General features: G+C 72.2%; 19 protein-coding genes. 11 read left to right on the top strand and 8 right to left on the bottom strand.

Going from position 1 to position 20,798, the window contains the following annotated elements:
- The first annotated feature begins 67 nt into the window (after window positions 1–67).
- Window positions 68–727, top strand: coding sequence for a TetR/AcrR family transcriptional regulator (locus ACWDAS_RS06540; RefSeq protein WP_450387718.1), 660 nt, complete (start codon window positions 68–70; stop codon window positions 725–727).
- A gap of 197 nt (window positions 728–924) precedes the next feature.
- Window positions 925–2,061 (top strand): DUF3103 family protein, encoded by a 1,137-nt coding sequence (locus ACWDAS_RS06545; protein ID WP_450387719.1) that lies wholly within the window; start codon window positions 925–927, stop codon window positions 2,059–2,061.
- A 77-nt stretch (window positions 2,062–2,138) separates the two neighbouring features.
- Here the strand turns inward: ACWDAS_RS06545 and ACWDAS_RS06550 are convergent, their stop codons facing one another.
- The 3 genes from ACWDAS_RS06550 to ACWDAS_RS06560 all read right to left on the bottom strand — a co-directional run bounded on the left by ACWDAS_RS06550 (window position 2,139) and on the right by ACWDAS_RS06560 (window position 4,893).
- Window positions 2,139–3,839, bottom strand: a complete 1,701-nt coding sequence (locus ACWDAS_RS06550; RefSeq protein WP_450387720.1) for an acyl-CoA mutase large subunit family protein — start codon at window positions 3,837–3,839, stop codon at window positions 2,139–2,141.
- Window positions 3,840–3,991: 152 nt separating this feature from the next.
- Window positions 3,992–4,327: a DUF3817 domain-containing protein gene (locus ACWDAS_RS06555; protein WP_450387721.1), complete on the bottom strand. Its 336-nt coding sequence runs from the start codon at window positions 4,325–4,327 to the stop codon at window positions 3,992–3,994.
- A 59-nt stretch (window positions 4,328–4,386) separates the two neighbouring features.
- Window positions 4,387–4,893, bottom strand: coding sequence for a MarR family winged helix-turn-helix transcriptional regulator (locus tag ACWDAS_RS06560; RefSeq protein WP_450387722.1), 507 nt, complete (start codon window positions 4,891–4,893; stop codon window positions 4,387–4,389).
- Window positions 4,894–5,308: 415 nt separating this feature from the next.
- Between ACWDAS_RS06560 and ACWDAS_RS06565 the strand changes: the two genes are divergently transcribed.
- Window positions 5,309–6,934, top strand: coding sequence for a M4 family metallopeptidase (locus tag ACWDAS_RS06565; RefSeq protein ID WP_450387723.1), 1,626 nt, complete (start codon window positions 5,309–5,311; stop codon window positions 6,932–6,934).
- 105 nt (window positions 6,935–7,039) lie between these two features.
- On the opposite strand, the gene ACWDAS_RS06570 is transcribed toward ACWDAS_RS06565, so the two are convergent.
- Window positions 7,040–8,263 carry an MFS transporter gene (locus ACWDAS_RS06570; RefSeq protein ID WP_450387724.1) on the bottom strand — a complete coding sequence of 408 codons (1,224 nt, stop codon included), beginning with the start codon at window positions 8,261–8,263 and terminating at the stop codon, window positions 7,040–7,042.
- 82 nt (window positions 8,264–8,345) lie between these two features.
- On the opposite strand from ACWDAS_RS06570, the gene ACWDAS_RS06575 reads away from it, so the two are divergent.
- Window positions 8,346–9,320: a DUF5937 family protein gene (locus ACWDAS_RS06575; protein WP_450387725.1), complete on the top strand. Its 975-nt coding sequence runs from the start codon at window positions 8,346–8,348 to the stop codon at window positions 9,318–9,320.
- Between the two features lie 23 nt (window positions 9,321–9,343).
- On the opposite strand, the gene ACWDAS_RS06580 is transcribed toward ACWDAS_RS06575, so the two are convergent.
- A complete protein-coding gene (locus ACWDAS_RS06580) occupies window positions 9,344–9,637 on the bottom strand; it encodes an MTH1187 family thiamine-binding protein (RefSeq protein ID WP_450387726.1) in 294 nt (97 codons plus the stop codon).
- Window positions 9,634–10,005, bottom strand: a complete 372-nt coding sequence (locus ACWDAS_RS06585; RefSeq protein WP_450387727.1) for a DUF3817 domain-containing protein — start codon at window positions 10,003–10,005, stop codon at window positions 9,634–9,636. The genes ACWDAS_RS06580 and ACWDAS_RS06585 overlap by 4 nt, the downstream gene beginning before the upstream one ends.
- A gap of 212 nt (window positions 10,006–10,217) precedes the next feature.
- On the opposite strand from ACWDAS_RS06585, the gene ACWDAS_RS06590 reads away from it, so the two are divergent.
- From ACWDAS_RS06590 to ACWDAS_RS06610, 5 genes are all read left to right on the top strand, one after another.
- Entirely contained in the window at window positions 10,218–11,045 is an 828-nt protein-coding gene (locus ACWDAS_RS06590) for a DUF2127 domain-containing protein (RefSeq protein WP_450387728.1), read from the top strand.
- A gap of 3 nt (window positions 11,046–11,048) precedes the next feature.
- Window positions 11,049–11,687: an AIM24 family protein gene (locus ACWDAS_RS06595; RefSeq protein ID WP_450387729.1), complete on the top strand. Its 639-nt coding sequence runs from the start codon at window positions 11,049–11,051 to the stop codon at window positions 11,685–11,687.
- Complete coding sequence (locus tag ACWDAS_RS06600) at window positions 11,687–12,337, top strand: AIM24 family protein (RefSeq protein ID WP_450387730.1); 651 nt, start codon at window positions 11,687–11,689, stop codon at window positions 12,335–12,337. Before ACWDAS_RS06595 ends, ACWDAS_RS06600 begins: the two co-directional genes overlap by 1 nt.
- A complete protein-coding gene (locus tag ACWDAS_RS06605) occupies window positions 12,334–13,110 on the top strand; it encodes an AIM24 family protein (protein ID WP_450387731.1) in 777 nt (258 codons plus the stop codon). Before ACWDAS_RS06600 ends, ACWDAS_RS06605 begins: the two co-directional genes overlap by 4 nt.
- Before the next feature lie 65 nt (window positions 13,111–13,175).
- Window positions 13,176–13,652 carry a MarR family winged helix-turn-helix transcriptional regulator gene (locus tag ACWDAS_RS06610; RefSeq protein WP_450387732.1) on the top strand — a complete coding sequence of 159 codons (477 nt, stop codon included), beginning with the start codon at window positions 13,176–13,178 and terminating at the stop codon, window positions 13,650–13,652.
- 144 nt (window positions 13,653–13,796) lie between these two features.
- Here the strand turns inward: ACWDAS_RS06610 and meaB are convergent, their stop codons facing one another.
- Complete coding sequence (meaB, locus tag ACWDAS_RS06615) at window positions 13,797–14,753, bottom strand: methylmalonyl Co-A mutase-associated GTPase MeaB (RefSeq protein ID WP_450387733.1); 957 nt, start codon at window positions 14,751–14,753, stop codon at window positions 13,797–13,799.
- 179 nt (window positions 14,754–14,932) lie between these two features.
- Complete coding sequence (locus tag ACWDAS_RS06620; protein ID WP_450387923.1) at window positions 14,933–16,108, bottom strand: acetyl-CoA C-acetyltransferase; 1,176 nt, start codon at window positions 16,106–16,108, stop codon at window positions 14,933–14,935.
- A gap of 173 nt (window positions 16,109–16,281) precedes the next feature.
- On the opposite strand from ACWDAS_RS06620, the gene mce reads away from it, so the two are divergent.
- Window positions 16,282–16,710: a methylmalonyl-CoA epimerase gene (gene mce / locus ACWDAS_RS06625; protein ID WP_450387734.1), complete on the top strand. Its 429-nt coding sequence runs from the start codon at window positions 16,282–16,284 to the stop codon at window positions 16,708–16,710.
- A 178-nt stretch (window positions 16,711–16,888) separates the two neighbouring features.
- Entirely contained in the window at window positions 16,889–20,785 is a 3,897-nt protein-coding gene (gene scy / locus ACWDAS_RS06630) for a polarized growth protein Scy (RefSeq protein ID WP_450387924.1), read from the top strand.
- Window positions 20,786–20,798: the final 13 nt, after the last annotated feature.

Here is a 20,798-nt window from a genome sequence, read left to right on the forward strand (position 1 = left end):
CTTTCGATACGACTCGTAGCGTAACTGTATGGTCGCGTCGGACGCAACGGGGATAGGGTTCCCAGCCATGTGCGCGCGCGAAACAGGCAAGCGGACCGGACGCCCCCGCAGTGCGGAGGCCGACCGGGCCATCCTGGACGCCGCACGGCAGGCCCTGGTCGAGCAGGGCTGGGGCAAACTCACCATGGGCGACGTCGCCGCCCGCGCGAAGGTCGCCAAGACCACCCTCTACCGGCGCTGGGCGAACAAGAACGAGCTCGTCGTGGACGCGGTCGCGGCGCTCTTCGACGAACTGGAGCTGCCCGACCGCGGCAGCCTCCAGGCGGACGTGGAGGGCGTGGTCCTGCAGTTCGCGGCCCTGCTGGAGCAACCCGCCACCAAGACCGCGCTCATGGCGGTGGTCGCCGAGGCCACCCACGACGAGGCGCTGCGGCAGCGGATCCGCGAGGCGATCGTCGACCGGCAGAAGCGCCTGGTCATCGAGGGCCGCAGGCGGGCCCAGGAACGCGGCGAGATCCCGCCGGACGACGGCGACCCCGCGTCCCAGGTCGACCTGATCTTCGACGTCATCGCGGGCGCCGTCGTGCACCGCGCCCTGGTCAGCTGCGAGCCGGTGGACGCGGACTGGGCGGCCCGCTTCACCGCCGTGCTGCTCGGCGGCCTCACGGCGGCCGCGACGGCGACGGTGACGGCGACGCCAACGCCAACGCCAACGACCCATCCGTAACCCGGAGTTCGGCTTCTCTTTTCTTGCCGAGGCCTCAACACCCCTTGCCTGCATGGCATGTCATCGTCATGCTTACCGGCGGGTTCATCTACTCGCATAGATAACCCGGCGGCCGGCATTGGCCGTTGTTCGGCGTTCCCCGGTTCCACCATGTCAGCGCGTCCATTGATCGCTCGCCCCCAGGAGGATCGATCCACGTGAGACACCCTCACACCGGTCGGCGCGGCGCCATCGCCACCATCGCCGCCTCGCTGATCGCCCTGACGGCCGCCCAGAGCGCCACCGCGCTCCCCGCGACCGCCGCCCCGCGCGCCCACGCCCCGTCGTCCGCCGTCACGGTGGCGGAGGACCAGGCCGCACGCGCCATCGCCGGCTCCCTCTCCGACACCACGTGGCGCGCCCGCGTCCGCCACGCGGCACTGGCCTCGGACGAGGTGGCCGTGACCGAACTCGCCGGGCCGGGGCTGCGCCCCGCGCTCGCCGACGCCGACCGGCGGATAGCCGCCGCCAAGGGCCTCGGCCCGGGTGTCGGTTCCCTGCTGCGGCTGCGCCTCGGGGACGACTCGATGCGCGGGGCACTGGCCTCCGGCGTCACCCCGTGGGTGGCCGCGGCCAGCTCCGACGAGGACGTCCGCACCGTCACGGCCTACGACAACCGGGGCCGGGCCCACCGCCTCGACGCCCGCAAGGCGCCGTCGCACCCGGTGTACGTCGTCGACATCGACGGCTCCAAGGCCCTGGCCGCCGGTCTCGACGTCCTCCAGGGCGAACTGGGCCGGCAGGGCCTCAACCCGCCCGCGACGCGCTCCATGGCGCCCTCCAAGGCCGCCGCCGCGGCCGACGCGGGCTTCTGGACCACGCGCATCACCCAGGTCCGGCTCTCGGACGACGAGGAGCCCTGGATCAAGGGCGACGCCGAGATCTACACCCTCGTCACGGGCTTCGGCCAGGACGGCACCGTGCGCGTCGACCCCGTCGACATGCCGTACCTGGACAACGACGGGACGACGTACTACCCGAACCAGATCCTGGTCAACTGGTCGCTGTACAAGTACAACCTCGCCGACGCCGTGATGATGGAGGACGACGGCAGCACGAACTACCGCGACCTGGCCAAGGCCATCGCGACCGTCCTGCTGACCATCGCCGACCAGGGCACCTACATCCCGCTCGTGAACGCCGTCCTGGACGCCATCCCGGACGACTGGTGGACCGACGACCCCGACTACGTCGACTCCTGGTACACGCTGGCGCAGAGCGACAACGGCACCCGCTACGGCGCGCGCGGCAACGGCTGGATGACCGTGCAGCCGTACTTCGTGCAGCAGTTCTGACCGGATCCCGCTCCCTCGCGTGAGACGGCGGGGCCCGGCGGGAACGTGATCCGTTCCCGCCGGGCCCCGTCCCGTCGTCAGAAGCGCGCGGGCTCCGTGTAGCTCCCCCACTCGTCGCGCAGGGCCCCGCAGATCTCGCCGAGCGTGGCCTCGGCGCGCACCGCGTCGAGCATCGGCTCGATCATGTTGGTGCCCTCGCGGGCGGCGGTCAGCATCGCGTCCAGCGCCTTGCGGACGGCCGCGTCGTCGCGCCCCTCCTTGCGGCCGGCGAGCACGCGGACCTGCTCGCGCTCCACCTCGTGGCTGACCCGCAGGATCTCCAGGTCGCCCGTGACGGAGCCGGTGTGGCAGTTGACGCCGACGACCTTCTTGTCGCCCTTCTCCAGGGCGCGCTGGTACTCGAAGGCGGCCTCGGCGATCCGGCCGGTGAAGTAGCCGTCCTCGATGCCGCGCAGGATGCCGGAGGTGATCGGGCCGACCGCGTGCCGGCCGTCCGGCACGGCGCGGGCGCCCAGCTCCTTGATCTTGTCGAAGATCTTCTCCGCGTCGGCCTCGATGCGGTCGGTCAGCGCCTCGACGTACCAGGAGCCGCCCAGCGGGTCGGCGACGTTGGCGACGCCGGTCTCCTCCATCAGCACCTGCTGCGTGCGCAGCGCGATCTCCGCAGCCTGGGCGCTGGGCAGCGCCAGCGTCTCGTCCAGGGCGTTGGTGTGCAGCGAGTTGGTGCCGCCCAGGACCGCGGCGAGGGCCTCCACGGCCGTGCGGACGACGTTGTTGTACGGCTGCTGCGCGGTCAGCGAGACGCCCGCCGTCTGGGTGTGGAAGCGCAGCCACTGCGCCTTGTCGGTCTTCGCCCCGTACACATCGCGCATCCAGCGGGCCCAGATCCGGCGCGCGGCGCGGAACTTGGCGATCTCCTCGAAGAAGTCCAGGTGCGCGTCGAAGAAGAAGGACAGGCCCGGCGCGAAGGTGTCGACGTCCAGCCCGCGCGACAGACCCAGCTCCACGTAGCCGAAGCCGTCGGCGAGGGTGTACGCGAGCTCCTGCGCGGCCGTGGAGCCGGCCTCGCGGATGTGGTAGCCGGAGACCGACAGCGGCTTGTACGCGGGGATGCGGACCGCGCAGTGCTCCATCAGGTCGCCGATCAGGCGCAGGTGCGGCTCGGGGGCGAAGAGCCACTCCTTCTGCGCGATGTACTCCTTGAAGATGTCGGTCTGCAGTGTGCCGTTGAGCACACCGGGGTCGACGCCCTGGCGCTCGGCGGCCACCAGGTACATGCAGAAGACCGGGACCGCGGGGCCGGAGATCGTCATCGAGGTGGTGACGTCGCCGAGCGGGATGTCCTTGAAGAGGACCTCCATGTCGGCGGCGGAGTCGATGGCGACGCCGCAGTGGCCGACCTCACCCAGCGAGCGCGGGTCGTCGGAGTCGCGGCCCATGAGGGTGGGCATGTCGAAGGCGACGGACAGGCCGCCGCCGCCCGCCTCCAGGATCATCTTGTAGCGCTCGTTGGTCTGCTCGGCGTTGCCGAAGCCCGCGAACTGGCGGATCGTCCATGTGCGGCCCCGGTAGCCGGTCGGGTGCAGACCTCGCGTGAAGGGGTACTCGCCGGGCCAGCCGATCCGCTCGAAGCCCGGCACGTCGGCACCGGCCGGCGGGCCGTACACCGGCTCGACCGGGTCGCCGGAGAGCGTGCTGAAGTCGGCCTCGCGCTTGCGCGCGGCGTCGTAGCGCGCCTGCCAGCGGCTGCGCCCCTCCTCGATGGCTGCAGCGTCCATGCCGTGTCTCCGCCTCTCTCGCCTACCGGGCACGTCCCCGTACCACGAGGATGGCCCCTACAAGGCGAAAATACTAGGACGTCCTAGTATTTGTCGACGGCGAGTCCTCCCGTCCACCGAGGGAGGGGAGGAAGTCGCAGGTCAGGCAGGCCTCAGACCTTGACGGGTTCACCCGCGGGGGCCACCAGCGGGGCGACCTCGCGGCTCACCTTGCGCTCGACGAAGAACGCGGCGGTGGGGATGGTCCCGGCCAGCAGCACCCACGCCAGCTTGCCGAGCGGCCACTTCGCCTTGGAGCCCAGGTCGAAGGCGAAGACCAGATAGAGGACGTACAGCCAGCCGTGGGCGATGGCGACGACCCGGGTGAAGCCCGCGGCGCCGTCGACGTCCAGCACGTACTTGGCGACCACGCCGATGGTCAGCAGCACCAGCAGCACACCCGTCACGTAGGCGAGCGCGCGGTACCGGGTCAGAACACTCTGCTTCATGCGGACGAGCGTAACCGGTGCCATTCCGGCACTTCCCCCCGGCCCGCCCGTGACGCCGGCTACTCCTCGAAGTCCCCGGCGGCTATGCGCAGGGGCCGCAGGAGGGCGAAGATCTCCGCGCACTCCTCGTCGTCGTACGCGCCGAGCCCGAATTTCATCCCCATGAGGTCGTCGGTGGCCGCCTCGCACACCTCACGGCCCTTGGCGGTGATGGAGGCGAGCGTGCCGCGCCCGTCGTTGGGGTTGGGCCGCTTGGCGACGAAGCCGGCCGCGACCAGCCGGTCGACGGTGTTGGTGACCGAGGTGGGGTGCACCATGAGACGTTCGCCGATCTTGGACATCGGCAGCTCGCCCTCCTTGCTGAAGGCGAGCAGCACCAGGGCCTCGTAGCGGGCGAAGGTCAGCCCGTAGGGCTTGACGACGGAGTCGACCTGGGACAGCAGGATCTGCTGTGCGCGCATGATCGACGTGATCGCGACCATCGACGGCACGCGGCCCCAGCGCCGCGTCCAGATCTCGTCGGCGCGGGCGATGGGGTCGAAGGGCAGGCTCAGCGGCTTCGGCACAGGCCCGAGCCTACCCGTCGGTCACATGGTGGGCAGCCGCGTCTCGCGGGGCGGGACACCGCAGCTCACCGGGACCGCGGTGCCGGTGATCATACGACCGGTCTCCGTCACACGTATTACCGCAGTGTTTCAGCCACTCCGGCCCGGGATCGCGACCGGAAACCCGCCCTTCCCGGGGAGGGTTTCCCCTACTCGTGCGGCGGGATTGTCACCCTTTGGGCCGGGACATGGCCGCATGGGTCCGGCCCGCCGTCGCGCGAACCGGCCAAACGATGAAATGCACCTGTCATTAACCCGCCGTTCGGTGCGAGGCTCCTTGCCGCGCGGAACACCGCGTCCCCCACACCGCTCCGGGCACCCACCTGCCCGGAGTCCTCGCCCGCCGCCCCCACGCGACGGGACCCAAGGAGTCACTTTGCGCAAGAAGCTGGCATTCGGCAGTCTCGCCGCCGCCTCGGCGCTCCTCGCCGGCGGTCTCCAGTCCTTCGCCGCGACCGCCCAGAGCGCCCCCACCGCCCCGGCCCTCGCCGCCTCCCACGCGAAGGCCCTCTCCGACGCCCGCGGCCAGGCCGCCGGACTGGCCGGGAGCCTCGGCCTCGGCGACCGGGAGCAGCTGACGGTCAAGGACGTCGTCGTCGACCCGGACGGAACCCGCCACCTGCGCTACGACCGCACCTACGCGGGCCTCGAGGTGCTCGGCGGCGACCTGGTGGTGCACCAGAGCAAGGGCGGCGCCACCAGGTCCGTCTCGCGCGCGGTCACCGCGAGCATCGCGCCCGCCACCCTCACGCCCGCCGTCTCGGCCGCCGCGGCCCGGGAGAAGGCCGCCGCGACCGTCAAGGGCCTGCTGAAGACGCCGCTCGTCAAGGGCGAGGAGCCGCTGAAGGCGGTCGGCAAGGCCGCGGCGCCCGAGAAGGTCGTCTGGGCCGTCAGCGGCACGCCGCGCCTGGCCTACCGCACCGTGGTCCACGGCACCCAGGCCGACGGCACCCCGAGCGAGCTGAACGTCATCACCGACGCCGCCACCGGCGCCGTGATCCAGCGCTACGAGGGCGTCCAAACCGGCAGCGGCACCGGCGTCCACGTGGGCTCGGTCCCGCTGACCACCACCAACTCCGGCAGCACGTACACGCTCAAGGACGCGAGCCGCGGCGGCATCTACACCACGGACCTCAACAACCGGACCAGCGGCACCGGGACCACCTTCTCCGACAGCGACGACGTCTGGGGCAACGGCTCCCCGTCCAACCGCCAGTCGGCGGCCGTGGACGCCCAGTTCGGCTCGGCGGCGACCTGGGACTACTACAAGAACACCTTCGGCCGCTCCGGCATCCGCAACGACGGCAAGGGCTCCCTGTCGCGCGCCCACTACGGCAGCAACTACGTCAACGCCTTCTGGGACGACGGCTGCTTCTGCATGACCTACGGCGACGGCTCGGGCAACACCCACCCGCTGACCGCGCTCGACGTCGCGGGCCACGAGATATCCCACGGCGTCACCAGCGCCACGGCGGGCCTGACCTACTCCGGCGAGTCCGGCGGCCTCAACGAGGCCACCTCAGACATCTTCGGCACCATGGTCGAGTTCTACGCCAACCTCGCCTCCGACACCCCCGACTACCTCATCGGCGAGAAGATCGACATCAACGGCGACGGCAGCCCGCTGCGGTACATGGACAAGCCGTCCAAGGACGGCGCCTCCGCCGACTACTGGTCGTCCTCGGTGAAGAACCTCGACGTCCACTACTCCTCGGGTGTGGCCAACCACTTCTTCTACCTGCTCTCCGAGGGCAGCGGCGCCAGGACCATCAACGGCGTCAGCTACAACAGCCCGACGAAGAACGGCTCCACCGTCACCGGCATCGGCCGCGCCAAGGCCGCCGCCATCTGGTACCGCGCGCTGACGGTGTACTTCACCTCGTCCACCAACTACTCCAAGGCCCGCACCGCGACCCTGAACGCGGCCAAGGACCTGTACGGCAGCGGCTCCGCCGAGTACAACGCGGTCGCCGCCGCCTGGACCGGGGTCAACGTCAGCTGACCCAGGCCCGGTCGACCCGACCGGCGCCCCGATCACTCGTGGTGCTGCGGACCGCCCCATACGGTCCGCAGCACCACGAGCACGTACGGGCTCCGTCCACCGGCGTCACACGCGGCCGGCACCGGCCCCGCGCACCCGCGCCAGCACCACGCACACGCACACCGTCCCCACCGCGCCCGCCACCGCCGACACCACATGCGGCGCCGCGAACTCCGCCGCCGCACCCGCCGCGGCCATCCCCAGCCCCTGGATCGTCATCAGCCCCGCCGACTGCAGCGTCATCGCCCGCCCCCGCGACCCCTCCGGCACCGCCGCCACGAACCACTGGTCGAGCCCGAGGGTGTAGGCGGCCGTCAGGCCCGTGGTGAACATCGCCGCGACGCCCAGGGGGAGCGAGGGGCGAAGGGCGAAGAGGGCGTACGGGAGCAGGGAACAGGCGGCAAGGGGGACGGTGATACGGGCGCGGGCGGCGGGGCCGAGGAATGCGCCCGCGAGGAACTCGCCCAGCACGGTGCCGACGGGCATGGCGGCCATGAAGAACCCGAGTCCGGGGGTGCCCGCGCCGATGGAGTCGGTGTACGGGGCCGCGAGCGCCTCCGGGACCACCACGAACAGCGGCTGGATCCAGCCGAGCAGCAGCAGCGAGCGCACCCGGCGGTCCCGCAGCAGGCGTCCGCTGCCGCCCTCGGTCCGCTTGCCGCCCCCGCCGCGCGCGGGGCGCCGCCGGGTGCCGAGGCGCAGCAGCAGGGCCGAGCCCAGGAAGGCCGCCATGGTGATCGTCAGCGCGGCACGGGGCGAGACGAGCACCAGCAGGAAACCGCCGACGCCGAAGCCGACGATCTGCGCGCCCTGCGCGACCATGCGGATCAGGGACCGGCCCAGCACAAAGGTGTCGCCGGGCAGGATGTCGGCCAGGCTCGCCGCCCGGGTGCCGGTGAACACCGGGGCGATCATCGCCATCACGCACCGCAGGCCCAGCAGGACGGCGATCGGTGTTCCGGGCAGCACCATCCCGGCCGCGCACACCGCGCACAGCAGGTCGCACACGACCAGGACCCGGCGCGGCGGGAAGCGGTCGGCGACACCGGCCAGCAGCGTGCCGCTCACCGCGTACGGCACGAAGCCCACGGCGAAGGTGAGCGCGGTCAGCAGCGGGGAACCGGTGAGCCGGAACACCAGTACCGACAGCGCGATCTCGGCGACCACGGTGCCCTGCAGCGACAGCACGTGCGCCGCGAAGACGGCCCGGAACTCCCGTACGGCGAAGACCGCGCGGTAGCCGCGCCCGGCGGGCGGGGCGGCCGCGGGGGTGCTGGTGTTCAGCGTCATGGGCGCAGCCTCGTCGCCCGGGCCCGCCGGGGCGTAGTGTTTCGGCTCCAGCCGAAAGCCGAGCGGAGCGGGGGGCGCGCCGATGCCGTTCCACATGCGCTTCGGACCGGACGACCTGCTGCGCTGCCGGTTCGCGATCTCGCCGCTGTGGGAGACCGAGGGGGCCGTCCGCACCCTGAAGGAGGCCCGGCTGCAGGCGTATCACGTGCCGTGGCTGCGGCAGACCCGTGAGGCGGCCGGGGGTCTCGACCTCACCCCGCTGTGGCTGCTGATGCCGCGCCCCGGCCACAGTCCCGACTTCCTGTGCCCGCCGCCGGAGGGTCCGCTCGCGGCCATCGAGGACGAGCTGGCCCGGGTGCGGGCCACCGACCCCGAGGTCGCGCGGCAGGACCTGGCCCGTTCCCTGGCGGACACCCCGGGCGCGGCGGACACCCCGCAGGGCCGGGCGATGCTGGCCGATCCGGCACGCGCGGTGCGGGAACTGGCGGACCTGTACGAGCGGGCCTGGGAGGCGCTGGTCGCGCCCTACTGGCCCCGGCTGCGCGCCGTGCTGGAGGCCGACATCGCCTTCCGCGCGCGCCGGCTCGCGGACGGCGGGCTGACCGGCCTGTTCGCCGATCTCCACCCGTCGTTGAGCTGGGCGGACGGCACGCTGACGCTGCACAAGCCGACGGAGCACGACCGCGACCTCGGCGGCGACGGCCTGGTCCTGGCCCCCAGCGTCTTCGTCTGGCCGGACATCGCGGCGGGCTTCGACCCGCCCTGGCAGGGCACCGTCGTCTACCCGGCGCGCGGCATCGGCGGCCTGTGGCAGAGCCCGCGGGCCGCCTCCGACGCCCTGGTCCGGCTGCTCGGCGCGAACCGCGCGGCGATCCTCGGCGGCCTGGGCGAGCCGGCCACCACGACCGCGCTCGCCCACCGCCACGGCCTCGCCCTGTCGTCGGTGTCGGCGCACCTGTCGGTGCTGCGCGAGGCCGGCCTGCTCACCTCACGCCGCTACGGCCACCAGGTGCTGTACGAACGCACCCCGCTCGGCACCGCGCTGGCGGGCGGCTGACGCCGCCCACGCCGGCGGGGGCGCTACCGCGCGAGGTGCCGCTCGACGGTCTCGACCTTGGAGGTGAGCCCGTCGGTGACGCCGGGCCGGATGTCGGCCTTGAGGACCACCGAGACGCGCGGCGCGCGAGCCTCGACGGCGGCCACGGCGCGCTTGACGACGTCCATGACCTGGTCCCACTCGCCCTCGATCGAGGTGAACATGGCGTCGGTGCGGTTGGGCAGCCCGGACTCGCGGACCACGCGCACCGCGTCGGCCACGTACGCGCCGACGTCCTCGCCGACGCCGAGCGGGGTGACGGAGAAGGCGACGATCACGCCTGGGCCGTGCCTTCCTTGAGGTCCTTGATGTCCTTGAGCTCCTTGCGCGCGCGGGCCGCGATGACGCTGTCCTCGGCCTCGCGGCGCAGCCTGCGCTCGGCGACGAATCCGCCGAAAGGCAGGACGGACAGCACGAAGTAGAGCGCGGCGCGGCCGAGCGGCCACTTGGCGCGGTTCCAGGCGTCCAGCCAGAACAGGACGTAGAGCACGAAGAGGATGCCGTGGATCGTGCCCATGACCGGGACCGCGTTGAAGTCCGTGGTGCGCTTGAGCACCGAGCAGACCAGCAGGAGCAGGAAGGACACCGCCTCTGGGGCGGAGACCAGGCGGAGCCGGTTCAGGGCGGAGGCGGTCTTGATGTCCACGGGACCTCACTAACGGGACAGGGACTGCGGCGGGCGTCGACGTCGATGATCAGGTTGTTTGTGAATGCGATCACAAATGCTCCACCCATTATCACCCGGTCCTCCCGCCGCCCCGCCCCCGGGGTCCCCGGGGAAACAGGTGAACCATCGGCGCGCGGACGGCGTCCCCTTCCTGGAGAAGCGACAACCCGGCCCCTCGAGGAAGAAGCGGGATGAAGTTCGACTGGGACCGCCGGCACTGCGCCCGGCGCGGGCACATCACATACGCGCCCGACGAGGCGCATCTGCGGGAGCGGCTGCGCGCCGACACCGCGCTGGGCGAGGTGTGGCGCTGCCTGCGCTGCGGCGACTTCGCCCTGGGCGAGCCGCACGGCTCCGGGCCGGCCGACCGGGCCCCCGAGGTGCCGCGCGGCCGGGCGCTGCGCGATCTGTTCATCCTGCGCTTCCTGGCGGTGGAGCGGCTGCTGCGCGGGGTGTTCATCGTGCTGGCGGCCTGGGCGGTGTGGCGGTTCAGCAACTCGCAGGACTCGGTGCGCCGGTTCTTCGAGGAGAACCTCACCGTCCTCCGGCCGGTCTTCGAGCACTTCCACTACGACCTCGACCACTCCCCCGTCGTCGACACCATCCGCCGCACCTTCGAGTACAAGCACTCGACACTGCTGATCGTGGCGGGCGCACTGCTGGCGTACGCGCTCATCGAGATCGTCGAGGCGGTCGGCCTGTGGGCCGCGAAGCGGTGGGCGGAGTACCTGACGGTCGTCGCGACCGCCGCCTTCCTGCCGCTGGAGATCTACGAGCTCACCGAGAAGGTGAGCTACCTCAAGATCGGCACGCTTGTCCTCAACATCCTCGCCGTCCTGTACATCCTCCTATCCAAGCGGCTGTTCGGGCTGCGCGGCGGCCACGCGGCCTTCGAGGCCGAGCGCCGCGGCGCCTCGCTGCTGGAGGTCGAGGAGGCGGCGGGCGCACCGCACGAAACCGGCGAACCCCATGTGACGAGGACCCTGGTGACGGGTTCCTCCCGGACGGATACGGTCTGACCCGTGGCTCAGTTTCGATTGCAGGGCAGCAAGGTGCTCGCCGTGGACATGGCCGGCGACGCCGTCAAGGCGAAGAACGGTTCGATGGTCGCGTACGACGGCCAGATGAACTTCAAGAAGATGTCCGGGGGCGGCGAGGGCCTGCGCGGCATGGTGACCCGGCGGCTCACCGGCGAGTCCATGGAGGTCATGGAGGTGCGGGGGCAGGGCACCTGCTACTTCGCCGACCGTGCGAGCGAGATCAACCTCGTGCGCCTCAACGGGGAGAAGCTGTACGTCGAGGCCAGCAATCTGCTCGCCACCGAGGCGGCGCTGCGCACCGGCACCACCTTCACCGGGCTGCGCGGCGCCTCGCAGGGCAACGGCCTGTTCACCACAACGGTGGAGGGCGTCGGCCAGGCGGCGATCACCTCCGACGGCCCGGCGGTCGTACTGCGGGTCTCCCCCGGTATGCCGCTGCAGGTGGACCCGGGGGCGTACGTGGCGCACACCGGCAACCTGCAGCAGCACTTCCAGGCCGGCATCAGCTGGCGGACGATGATCGGCGAGTCGGGCGGCGAGTCCTTCCAGATCCGCTTCGAGGGCGACGGCCTGGTCTACGTCCAGCCGAGCGAGCGCAACACCATCGGGGGGCAGGTCTGATGCCGTTCACCCGCATCAACTCGAAGATGGTCGAGGCCCAGGTGCTGCCCGGCCAGCGGCTGTTCAGCCAGCGCGGCGCGATGCTCGCCTACCGGGGGAACGTCACCTTCACCCCCAACGTGCAGGGCGGCCAGGGCGGCATCGGCTCGATGATCGGCCGCCGGATCGCGAACGAGGCGACCCCGCTGATGACCGTCGAGGGCCACGGCTCGGTCATGTTCGGGCACGGCGGCCACCATGTCCACTGCATCGACCTCACCGGCGACACCCTGTACGTGGAGGCGGACCGGCTCCTCGCCTTCGACGGCTCGCTGCGCCAGAGCACGATGTTCATGGGTTCCCAGGGCGGCGTCATGGGCGTCATCCGCGGCCAGGTGACCGGCCAGGGGCTGTTCACCACGACCCTCCAGGGGCACGGCGCGGTCGCGGTGATGGCGCACGGCGGCGTCATCGAGCTGCCGATCACCCCGCAGCGCCCGGTGCACGTCGATCCGCAGGCGTACGTCGCGCACCGCGGCGACGTGCGCAACAAACTGTCCACCGCGCTCGGCTGGCGCGACATGGTGGGCCGCGGCTCCGGCGAGGCGTTCCAGCTGGAGCTGTCGGGTCATGGCACGGTCTACGTACAGGCGAGCGAGGAGAAACTGTGAGCACCGGACCGGTCGTCCACGACCCGTACACCCTGCCGGTCGACGACAACGTCAACCCGTACTCCTTCTGCGTCGACCTGAAGGGCCAGTGGTTCCTGCAGAAGGGGAAGATGATCGCCTACTACGGGCAGATCAACTTCCACGGCATCGGCCACGGCGCCCTCGACGGCCTGATCCGCAGCAACTTCCACTCCCCGCTGCACGCCTCCGACTGGGTGGTCGCCGAGGGCCAGGGCAAGATGCTCCTCGCCGACCGGGCCTTCGACGTGAACTCCTACGACCTGGAGGACGGCAACCTGACCATCCGGTCGGGCAATCTGCTGGCCTTCCAGCCGGGCCTGTCGCTCAAGCAGTCGATCATCCCGGGCTTCCTCACCCTGATCGGGACGGGCAAGTTCGTGGCCGCCTCCAACGGCGCGGTGCACTTCGTCGAGCCCCCGATCCGCGTCGACCCCCAGGCCCTGGTGGGCTGGGCGGACTGCCCGTCCCCCTGCCACCACTACGACCACGGGTACATGCGCGGCGTGCTGGGCGGACTGCGGGCGCTGACCGGCATCGGCGGCACCTCGGGCGAGGAGCACCAGTTCGAGTTCGTGGGCGCCGGGCAGGTGCTGCTCCAGTCCACGGAGCTCCTCATGGCCGAGCAGGCCACCGGAGCGGTTCCGCACGAGCCCGGCGTGCCGGGCGGCGGGGCGGGCGCCCCCGGCATGCAGCAGGGCGTGCCGCGGCTCCCCGGACAGCTGGGGGATCTGCAGCGCCGCTTCGGTCTGTGACGTCACGGACACGTTCCGGGACCCCAATTAATCCGGATTTCAACTTTCTAGGTATAATTCCCGGCATGGAGACAGAGACCGGCACCATCTGGCTGACCGCCGACGAGCAGCGCACCTGGCGCATCCACCTGGAGGCCAGCAAACTGCTGACCCACCAGCTCGAACGGGACCTGCAGCCGTTCGGTCTGACCTACAACGACTACGAGATCCTGGTCAATCTCTCGGAGTCGCCCGAGCACCGCATGCGGATGAGCGACCTGGCCCGCGCCACCCTGCAGTCCAAGAGCCGGCTGTCGCACCAGATCAGCCGCATGGAGACGGCGGGCCTGGTCCGCCGCGAGAACTGCGAGTCCGACCGGCGCGGGCTGTACGCCGTCCTCACCGAGGAGGGCTGGGAGACCATGCGCAAGGTCGCCCCGCACCACGTCGCGGCCGTCCGGGAGCACTTCATCGACCTGCTCCCCGCCGAGGAACTCGCGGCTCTCCGCAAGGCCCTCACCCCGGTCGCGGATCACCTGCGCGCGGTGCGCGGCAAGGCCTGACCGGACCCCGCGCGGCCTGTGGGCCCGCGCCCGGCGGCGCGGGTCTCACGGGCGCGGTCCGCTGCCCGTCTCCGTGACCGTCAGCAGTTCCCGGGCCCACCGGGCCCGCCCCAAGGCATACCCTCCGGAACGGGGGCCGTGGTCTCAGCCCTGCTCCGTTAGGCCCGCCACCAGATCGTCGGCGGCGGCGTACGGGTCCAGCTCGCCCGCGACGATGCGGTCGGCCAGCGCGCCGAGGCGGCGGTCGCCGTGGAGGTCGCCGATGCGCTCACGCAGCGCGGTGACGGCGATGTGCTCGACCTCCAGGGCCGCGCGGCGCCGCCGGCGCTCGGCGAGCACGCCGTGCTCCTCCATCCAGGCACGGTGCTTCTCCAGGGCCTCGACGACCTCGTCGACGCCCTCGCCGCGGGCGGCCACCGTCTTGACGATCGGGGGGCGCCAGTCGCCCGGTCCGCGGGCCTCGCCCAGGCCCAGCATGTGGTTGAGTTCGCGGGCGGTCGCCTCGGCACCGTCCCGGTCGGCCTTGTTGACGACGTACACGTCGCCGATCTCGAGGATGCCGGCCTTCGCCGCCTGGATGCCGTCGCCCATGCCGGGGGCGAGCAGCACCACGCAGGTGTCGGCCTGGGCGGCGATCTCCACCTCGGACTGGCCGACGCCGACCGTCTCCACGAGGATCACCTCGCAGCCGGCCGCGTCGAGCACGCGGATCGCCTGCGGCGCGGCCCAGGCGAGACCGCCCAGATGACCGCGGGTGGCCATGGAGCGGATGTAGACACCGGGGTCGGAGGCGTGGTCGCTCATCCGGACCCGGTCGCCCAGCAGGGCGCCCCCGCTGAACGGCGAGGAGGGGTCGACGGCCAGCACCCCGACCCGCTTCCCGGCCCGCCGGTACGCCGAGACCAGCGCGGACGTCGACGTGGACTTGCCGACGCCCGGGGATCCCGTCAGGCCGACCACGTACGCGCCGCCGGTCAGCGGCGCGAGCGCGGCCATCACCTCACGCAGCTGCGGGGACGCCCCCTCCACCAGTGAGATCAGCCGGGCGACCGCCCGCGGGCGGCCCTGCCGCGCCTGCTCCACCAGGGTGGGGACGTCCATCGCTACGCTCCTCGTCTTCAGGGCTCGGTTCACCTCCGGTTCGCTCAGCCGTTGTCGACAGTCGACCGCGCTCGCCTGCTCGTTCCTCGCAGGCTCCGCGCTCCCCCAGCCACCGCTGGGAGGTGCCCCGACTTCTCGACCGCGGCCGCTCACCTTCGGCTCGCTCGCCGTTCGTGCTGCTACTTGCCCGGTACGCGGATGATCAGGGCGTCGCCCTGGCCGCCGCCACCGCAGAGGGCCGCCGCGCCCACACCGCCGCCGCGGCGCTTGAGCTCCAGGGCCAGGTGGAGGACGATGCGGGCGCCGGACATGCCGATCGGGTGACCGAGAGCGATGGCACCGCCGTTGACGTTCACCTTTTCAGGTGTCACGCCCAGGTCCTTCATGGACTGCACGGACACCGCGGCGAACGCCTCGTTGATCTCGATGAGATCCAGGTCGCCGACCGACAGGCCGTCCTTCTTCAGGGCGTGCGCGATGGCGTTGGACGGCTGCGACTGCAGCGAGTTGTCCGGGCCGGCCACGTTGCCGTGGGCGCCGATCTCGGCGATCCACTCCAGGCCCAGCTCCTCGGCCTTCTCCTTGCTCATCACGACCACCGCGGCGGCGCCGTCGGAGATCTGCGAGGAGGTGCCGGCCGTGATCGTGCCCTCCTTGCTGAAGGCGGGGCGCAGCTTGCCGAGCGACTCGGCGGTGGTCTCGGCGCGGATGCCCTCGTCCTTGGCGAAGACCACCGGCTCGCCCTTGCGCTGCGGGATCTCCACCGGGGTGATCTCGGCCTCGAACAGGCCGTTCTTCTGCGCGGCGGCGGCACGCTGGTGGGACAGCGCGGCGATCTCGTCCTGCTCGGCGCGGCCGATGCCGAGGCGCGTGTTGTGCTTCTCGGTGGACTCGCCCATGGCGATGTTCTCGAAGGCGTCGGTGAGACCGTCGTACGCCATGGCGTCCAGCATCTGGATGGCGCCGTACTTGAAGCCCTCGCGGGACTTCGGCAGCAGGTGCGGCGCGTTGGTCATCGACTCCTGGCCGCCGGCCACGACGACGTCGAACTCACCCGCGCGGATCAACTGGTCGGCGAGGGCGATGGCGTCCAGACCCGACAGGCAGACCTTGTTGATCGTCAGTGCCGGGACGTTCATCGGGATGCCGCCCTTGACCGCGGCCTGACGGGCCGGGATCTGCCCGGCACCCGCCTGGAGCACCTGGCCCATGATCACGTACTGCACCTGGTCGCCGCCGATGCCGGCCCGGTCCAGGGCGGCCTTGATGGCGATGCCGCCGAGCTCGGCCCCGGAGAAGGTGCGCAGCGAGCCGAGCAGCCGGCCCATGGGGGTGCGCGCACCCGCGACGATCACGGACGTTCGTGCCTGGCTGGTCATGACGCGGCCCCTTTGCACGGAGGGTAGGTTAACGATGGTTTTTCGAGGGTGCTGTCAATGTACTGAGGGGTGGCGCCGGCGGTCACCGGGCAGACGGTGTGATCGCGCGCACGTTGCGTGACCACGCGGACCGGCGGTCCACTGGAGTCATGCTGACGCGAATCGACCACATCGGCATCGCCTGCTTCGACCTCGACAAGACCGTCGAGTTCTACCGTGCCACGTACGGCTTCGAGGTGTTCCACACCGAGGTCAACGAGGAACAGGGCGTGCGTGAGGCCATGCTCAAGATCAACGAGACCTCCGACGGCGGGGCCTCCTACCTCCAGCTGCTGGAGCCCACCCGCGAGGACTCCACCGTGGCGAAGTGGCTGGCCAAGAACGGCGAGGGGGTGCACCACATCGCCTTCGGCACCGAGGACGTGGACGGCGACGCCGCGGCCGTCAGGGAGAAGGGCGTGCGGGTCCTCTACGACAGCCCGCGCATGGGTTCCATGGGGTCGCGGATCACCTTCCTGCACCCCAAGGACTGCCACGGTGTACTGACCGAGCTCGTCACCTCGGCCAAGGACCACTGACCGGAGACGACTCGCCCCGGTAGAGTGGCGGGGCGACCCCGGGGTGGGCTGGGGTACCTGCCCGCGCTTCGGCGTGGGATCGGACACAATTCTCCGTAAGGCTCCGCGGTGAACGGGGCCCCGGGGAATCTCACTCGGTTGGCGGGTGGGTACACCAGGAGACGGATGGGACCGCGGAGTGCGGGGCTACGACCGCTACGAGGTTGAGGACGACCACCTCTCGCAGTTCGAGGCCGAGATGGAGCGGCTTCGTAAGGAGCGGGACAAGGTCGTCCAGCATGCCGACGACCTCGGCTACCAGGTCGAGGTGCTGCGCGCCAAGCTGCACGAGGCGCGCCGCAACCTCGCGAGCCGTCCTGCCTACGACAACATCGGCCTGCAGGCCGACCAGCTGCTGCGCAACGCCCAGATCCAGGCCGACCAGCTGCGCGCCGACGCCGAGCGCGAGCTGCGCGAGGCGCGCGCGGCCACCCAGCGGCTGCTCCAGGAACAGGCCGAGCACCAGGCCCGTGTGGAGGCCGAGTGGCACGCCGAGGCCGTCGCCCGGCGCCGTCGGCTGGACGAGGAGCTGGCCGAGCGCCGCACCAACGTCGAGAGCCACGTCAACGAGAACGTGGCGTGGGCCGAGCAGTTGCGCGCCCGCGCCGAGTCCCAGGCCCGGCGGCTCATGGAGGAGACCCGCGCCGAGTCCGAGTCCGCACTGGCCGCCGCGCGCGCGGAGGCGCAGCGGATCGCCGAGGGCGCCCGGGACCGTCTGGAGTCGGAGGCCTCGGCCGCCCGTGCCGAGGCCGAGCAGCTGCTGCGCCGGGCCCGCGCCGACGCCGAACGGCTGCTGAACGCCGCGGCCACCCAGGCCCAGGAGGCCACCACCCAGGCCGAGCAGCTGCGCGCCTCCACGCAGAGCGACACCGACAGCGCCCGCACCCAGGCCGGTGAGCTGTCCCGCGCAGCCGAGGAGAAGCTCCGCGAGGCCGAGGAGAAGCTCCGCGAGGCCCAGAGCGAGGCCGACCGGCTGCGCGAGGAGGCCTCGGCCAACGCCGCCAAGCGGCTGGCCACCGTCGACGCCGACAACGAGCAGCGCACCCGTACGGCCAAGGCCGAGGTCGCCCGGCTGGTCGCGGAGGCGACCAAGGAGGCGGAAGCGGCCAAGGCCGAGGCCGAGCAGATCCTCGCCGACGCCAAGGGCGAGGCGGACCGGCTGCGCAGCCAGGCCCAGGAGACCGCCAAGTCGGAGGCGGCCGAGGACGTCGCGGCGGCCCTCGCCAAGGCGGCCCGCACCGCCGAGGACGTCCTCAACAAGGCCACCGAGGACGCCCGGGCCACCACCCGCGCGGCGAGCGAGGAGGCCGAGCGCATCCGCCGGGAGGCGGAGACCGAGGCGGACCGGCTGCGCGGCCAGGCCGAGGAGTCGGCCGAGCAGTTGCTGGGCACGGCCAAGGACGACACCAAGGAGTACCGGGCCAAGACGGTCGAGCTGCAGGAGGAGGCCCGCAGGCTGCGCGGCGAGGCCGAGCAGCTGCGCGCCGAGGCCGTCGCCGAGGGCGAGCGCATCCGCGGCGAGGCACGGCGCGAGGCCGTGCAGCAGATCGAGGAGGCGGCCCGGTCCGCCGAGGAACTGCTCACCAAGGCGAAGACCGACGCAGCCGAGCACCGGCAGAAGGCGACCGCGGACTCCGAGAAGGTCCGCACCGAGGCGATCGAGCGCGCCGCGGGCCTGCGCCGGCAGGCCGACGACCTGCTGGAGCGCGCCCGGGGCGAGGCCGAGCAGCTGCGCGCCGAGGCCGAGCAGCAGGCCGGACAGGTGCGGGAGGACGCCGAGGCCGCGGGGCAGGTGCTGCGCGAGGAGGCCGAGCGGTCCGCGCAGCGGCTGCGCGACGAGGCCGAGGCCGACCTGGTCCGGCTGCGCGAGGAGGCCGAGCGGCGGATCGCCGCGGCCGAGGAGGCGCTGCGCGAGGCCCGTACCGAGGCGGAGCGGCTGCGCCGCGAGACCGCCGAGGAGGCGGCCACGCTGCGCACCGAGGTCGCCGAGCGGGTCCGGGCGCTGCAGGAGCAGGCCGAGCAGGAGACGCTGCGGCTGCGGGACGAGGCCGCGGCCGACGCCTCGCAGACCCGGGCCGAGGCCGAGCAGTTGGCGGTACGGCTGCGGGGCGACGCCGCCGCCGAGGCCGAGCAGCTGCGCACCGAGGCGCAGGAGACCGCCGACCGGGTCCGGGGCGAGGCCCAGGAGACCGCGGGACGGCTGCGGGCCGAGGCGGCCGAGGCGCTGTCCGCCGCCCAGGAGGAGGCCGCGCGGCGCCGCCGGGAGGCCGAGGAGCTGCTGAGCGCGGCCCGCGGCGAGGCGGAGCAGGAGCGGGCGCAGGCCGGCCGCGAGGGCGAGGAGCTGCTGGCCACCGCCCGCAAGCGGGTGGAGGAGGCCGGCAGCGAGGCGGAGCGGCTGGTCGCCGAGGCCGAGCGGCACGCGGCCGAGCTGGTCGGCGCGGCAGAGCTGACGGCCCAGCAGGTGCGGGAGTCGGTCAACGGGCTGCACGAGCAGGCCGAGGAGGAGATCTCCGGACTGCGTTCGGCCGCCGAGCACGCCGCGGAGCGCCTGCGGTCCGAGGCCCAGGAGGCCGCGGACCGGCTGCACGCGGACGCCACCGCCGAGCGCGAGCGGGCCACCGAGGACGCGCAGCGGCTCCGCCGTGAGGCGCAGGAGGAGGCCGAGGAGGCCAAGCAGCTGGCCGACCGCACGGTCGGCGAGGCGATCGAGGAGGCCGACCGGCTGCGGGCGGAGACCCGTGAGGAGGCCAACCGGCAGCGGGTGGAGGCCGCCGAGCAGGCCGACCGGCTGCTCACCGAGGCGATCGAGGAGGCCGACCGGCTCCGCGCCGACGCGGCCGCCCTGGCCGAGGAGTCGATGGCCAAGGCCGAGCGCGACGCCGAGCGGCTCGGCATCCTCGCCAAGGACGCCCTGGACTCCGCCGAACGCGACGCCGAGGAGCGCCGCCGCGCCGCCGAGGAGGCACTGGGCGGCGCCGAGGCGGAGGCCCGCCGCATCCTGGACGAGGCGCGCGACGAGGCCAACAAGCGGCGCACGGAGGCGGCCCAGCAGGCCGACCAGCTGATCACCAAGGCCCGCGCCGAGGCCGAGCGCCTGGGCATCCTGGCCAAGGACGCCCTGGACTCCGCCGAACGCGACGCCGAGGCGGCCCGCTCGGAGTCCGACCGGATGCGGGACGAGGCGCGCGAGGACGCCAACAAGCGCCGCGCCGAGGCCGCCGGGCAGGCGGACGAGCTGATCTCCAAGGCGCAGGCCGAGGCCCTGAAGATCGGCACCGCCGCGGAGGAGCAGGCCGACACGATGGTCGGCGCCGCCCGCAAGGAGGCCGACCGGATCGTCGCCGAGGCCACCTCGGAGAGCAACGGCCTGGTCGAGCGGGCCCGTACGGACGCCGACACGCTGCTGGAGGAGGCCCGCCGGGACGCGACCGCCATCCGGGAGCGCGCGCAGGAGCTGCGCCGGCGCGTCGAGGCCGAGGTCGAGGAACTGCACGAGCGGGCCCGTACCGAGTCCGCCGCCGCGATGAAGTCGGCGGGCGAGCGGGTCGACAAGCTGGTCGAGGCGGCGACCGAGCAGCTGGAGAAGGCCGAGGCCAAGTCCCGTGAACTGGTCGCGGACGCCGAGGCCAGGGCCGAGGAGACCAGGTCCACCGCCAGCGCCGAGGCGAGCAAGGTCCGTATCGCCGCGGTGAAGAAGGCCGAGGAACTGCTCAAGGGTGCCGAGCAGAAGAAGAACGAGGCCGAGCGTGAGGCGGAGCGGCTGCGGAGCGAGGCCCGCGTCGAGGCCGAGCGCATCGTGACCGAGGGCAAGAAGGAGCTCGAGGTGCTGAGCCGGCGCCGTCAGGACATCAACGCGGAGATCACCCGCGTGCAGGATGTCCTTGAGGCACTGGAGTCATTCCAGCAGCCGATCGACGGGGGAAAGAGCAACAGTCAGAACGCCACACAGAACGGTAAGAACGCGGTCGCTGCCGGTGCAGCGGCCGGTACGGCCCGGACAGGGAGCAAGCGGTCCGATGATGCGCCACTCGATTGAGCGGTCATTGTGC

The organism is Streptomyces sp. NPDC001070, from assembly GCF_053598835.1.

Bases quoted from the DNA above. Each gene is read 5' to 3' on its own strand.
- ACWDAS_RS06540 (WP_450387718.1), top strand. From the start codon at position 68: ATGTGCGCGCGCGAAACAGGCAAGCGGACCGGACGCCCCCGCAGTGCG.
- ACWDAS_RS06550 (WP_450387720.1), bottom strand. From the start codon at position 3,839: ATGGACGCTGCAGCCATCGAGGAGGGGCGCAGCCGCTGGCAGGCGCGC.
- ACWDAS_RS06555 (WP_450387721.1), bottom strand. From the start codon at position 4,327: ATGAAGCAGAGTGTTCTGACCCGGTACCGCGCGCTCGCCTACGTGACG.
- ACWDAS_RS06570 (WP_450387724.1), bottom strand. From the start codon at position 8,263: ATGACGCTGAACACCAGCACCCCCGCGGCCGCCCCGCCCGCCGGGCGC.
- ACWDAS_RS06575 (WP_450387725.1), top strand. From the start codon at position 8,346: ATGCCGTTCCACATGCGCTTCGGACCGGACGACCTGCTGCGCTGCCGG.
- ACWDAS_RS06590 (WP_450387728.1), top strand. From the start codon at position 10,218: ATGAAGTTCGACTGGGACCGCCGGCACTGCGCCCGGCGCGGGCACATC.
- ACWDAS_RS06600 (WP_450387730.1), top strand. From the start codon at position 11,687: ATGCCGTTCACCCGCATCAACTCGAAGATGGTCGAGGCCCAGGTGCTG.
- ACWDAS_RS06610 (WP_450387732.1), top strand. From the start codon at position 13,176: ATGGAGACAGAGACCGGCACCATCTGGCTGACCGCCGACGAGCAGCGC.
- meaB (WP_450387733.1), bottom strand. From the start codon at position 14,753: ATGGACGTCCCCACCCTGGTGGAGCAGGCGCGGCAGGGCCGCCCGCGG.
- mce (WP_450387734.1), top strand. From the start codon at position 16,282: ATGCTGACGCGAATCGACCACATCGGCATCGCCTGCTTCGACCTCGAC.